A 2,827-nucleotide genomic window follows, 5' to 3' on the forward strand; every position below is an offset into this window, starting at 1 on the left:
CCCCCCGGGAGAGGGGTTGGGGTGAGGGTCCGGGCGCGTAGCGGTCGCTGAACTGTCAGGTTTGTGCCGCGATGCATGAGCACGAGGAAGGCTGTTTGCGTTCGGCAGCCAGCGGCCTGATCGCGAGCGACCAAGTGCGCGTGCGTCGCGCATGTCTGCTTTGAGAATGCGCGCATCTACATCCGCTGTGTTCGCACATGCCGCCTTTCGTAGGAACGGCTTCAGCCGCGACAGGCTTCCCCGGGAAAGCCCATCGCGGCTGAAGCAGCTCCTACGAAAAAGACGCGTGTGATGTCTGAGCTGTCGCGTCGCGCCATGCCTTCCGGCGCAGCGCGACGCATGGCGTCAGCGCGCCGCCGGCGCGTAGCGCAGGGTCAGCGCGTATTCGCGACCCGGCTGGTTGTACCAGTTCACCGTCTGGTAGTCGCGGTCGAACACGTTGCTGGCCTTGGCCTGCAGCGTCCAGTCCGGGGTGAACGCGTACTCCGCGCGCAGGTCGACGGTGCCGTAGCCCGCCAGGCGCACGCGGTTGGCCGCGTCGTCGAAGCGGTGGCCGCTGCCGAACACGCTGACGCCGAGCTTGACCGGGCCGATGCCGCGGTCTACGTCCAGGCGCGCGGTGTTCTGCGCGCGGCGCGCCAGCCAGTTGTCGCGGTTGCCGCCATCGCTGCGGTTGCGCGGGTCGGTATGGCTCAGCTGCGCCGACAGTTCCCAGCCGGCCAGCAGCGCATAGCCGGTCAGTTCGGCGCCGCGGATGCGCGCCTCGTCCACGTTGACCGGCAGGAAGCTGACCGCGTCGTAGGAGATCAGGTCCTTCACCCGGGTCTCGTAGGCGTTGAAGGTCCAGTTCCAGCTGTCGGCATACTGCGCAATGCCGAGGTTGCCGCTCTTGGAGCGCTCCGGCTTCAGTTCCGGATTGCCGGCGAACGGGTAGTACAGGTCATTGAAGGTCGGCGCCTTGAAGCCGGTGCCGACGCTGGCGGTGAGCTTGAGGCCATGGTCCAGCGCCAGGCCCCAGCCGAGGCTGCCGGTGGTGTGCTCGCCGAACTGTTCGTTGTCGTCGCTGCGCACGCTGGCCTGCACCTGCTGCGCGCCGAAACGGCCCTGGTACTCGGCGAACACGCCGGTGTTGTCGCGGCTGTCGACGTCGAAGGCGGTGCTGCTGGCGACGTGCTCGCGCTGCCAGTCGCTGCCGACGCTGAGCAGATGGCCTTCGGCCAGGGTGATGTCGCCCTGCAGCGCGGCGGTGTCGCGGCGGCTGTCGAAGGTGCTGACGAAGCTGCGGGTGCGTGCGCCCGGCGCACGGTAGTAGCTGTCGGCGTCGTCGACGTTGCGGCCCAGTTGCGCGGCCAGGTGCAGGCGATCGGAGGGCGTCCAGTCGAGCTTGCCGCTGAACACCTGCTGGGTGTTGTCGGCCTCGTTGCCGGCGAACAGCGCGTCGCCGTCGTACTCGTTGCGGCTGTCGATGTTCAGCGCCTGGCCTTCGACGCGCAGCGTGTCGGTCAGCGCGTAGCCGCCGCGCGCGCTCAGCGAGACGTTGCGGTAGCCGTCGCGGTCGGGCTGGTCGACGAAGCAGCCGGCGAACAGCGTGGCCGAGCCGTTGCAGGCATTGATGCCGTCGGTCTTCTGGTAGCCGCCCTGCACGGCCAGCCAGCCGCGCTCGCCGCGGTTGCTGAAGCCGGCGCCGGCCTCGCGCAGGCCGTGGCTGCCGCCGCCCAGGCTCAGGTTCTGCTGGAAGCCCTGGCCGCCGCGGCGGGTGAAGATCTGGATGACGCCGCCGATCGCGTCGGAGCCGTACAGGCTCGAGCGCGGCCCGCGCACGATCTCGATGCGCTCGATCTGGCTCAGCGGCAGGTCCTGGAACGCGGCCAGGCCGGCGCTGGCCGAGCCGATGCGCACGCCGTCCACCAGTACCAGCACATGGTCCGACTCGCTGCCGCGCAGGTTCAGCGTGGTCAGCTTGCCCAGGCCGCCCTGGTTGGAGACGCCGATGCCGGCGCGGCCCTGCAGCAGTTGCGCCAGCGAGGTGGCCTGGCTGCGCTCGATCTCGGCGCGGTCGATGACCTGCGCCGGCACCACGCTGTCCTCCACCGAGATCTGGGTGCGGGTGGCGGTGACCAGGACCTGGTCGAGGTCGGTGGCGGCATCGGCGGCGTGGGCCAGCGCGGGCAGGGACAGGGCGGACGCGATCGCGACCGAAAGCAGGCGGGACGACATGGGTGGCAACTCCGGCGCGCGGCTGCGCGCTGTGACGGCAAGGGAGTCGCGAACGGAAGGTGCAAGCGGACGGCGCCGGACACGGCGCGGCACGCCGCGACGCCCTCCGCATCGCAACCAGTGAACTGCAAGGCCGGTCTCCGGACTCGCGATCGGGGAGGCGGACCTCCCGGCTGCGACGCCTTCCCATGCCCAGGGCACAGTGGCGCAGGTCGTCAGCGCGGATCGCTTACCGTTGCGGGGGCAGCGCCGGCCTTGTCGCAAGACGCACCGGCTTCCCGTTTCAACCCGCTGGCCGGAGCCGGCGGGTCACCTTGAAGCGGCGCGATTGTACGCGATCGCCGCCGCCCGCGCGGCTCAGTCGGCGTGAGTGCCGTGGCCGTCGTCGTCGCCGTGCTGGTCGCCCATCGGCGTGTCGTGCGTGTCCTGCGCGTAGGCGCCGTCGGCAGCGTCGTCGTCGCGCGTGTCGTCGCGGTCGAAGTGGGTGGTCGCCACCGGCCCGGCGACCGGCAGGCCGCGCTGCGCCGGCAGCGCGGCCGTTGCGATCTCCAGTTCGCCCAGCAACTGCGCGCGGCGTGCCTCGGACAGTTCCTGCCAGTGGCAGCCGCTG

General features: G+C 70.6%; 1 protein-coding gene, 1 pseudogene and 1 riboswitch. The gene and the pseudogene both read right to left on the reverse strand.

Features of this window, described 5'->3' with window-relative positions:
* Positions 1-345: 345 nt before the first annotated feature.
* The gene (btuB, locus tag D180_RS09115; RefSeq protein ID WP_017912550.1) at positions 346-2,217 is read right to left on the reverse strand and encodes a TonB-dependent vitamin B12 receptor; all 1,872 of its coding nucleotides are present in this window, start codon (positions 2,215-2,217) and stop codon (positions 346-348) included.
* Positions 2,218-2,330: 113 nt separating this feature from the next.
* Positions 2,331-2,549, reverse strand: a riboswitch (cobalamin riboswitch).
* Between the two features lie 25 nt (positions 2,550-2,574).
* A pseudogene (locus D180_RS09120) lies at positions 2,575-2,827 on the reverse strand (transcriptional regulator); the annotation flags it as partial.

This window comes from Xanthomonas sp. SHU 166 (assembly GCF_000364685.1).
In the GTDB taxonomy this organism is placed as follows: Bacteria; Pseudomonadota; Gammaproteobacteria; order Xanthomonadales; family Xanthomonadaceae; genus Xanthomonas_A; species Xanthomonas_A sontii.

Coding starts and splice junctions, on each gene's coding strand:
- btuB (WP_017912550.1), bottom strand. CDS start 2,217: ATGTCGTCCCGCCTGCTTTCGGTCGCGATCGCGTCCGCCCTGTCCCTG.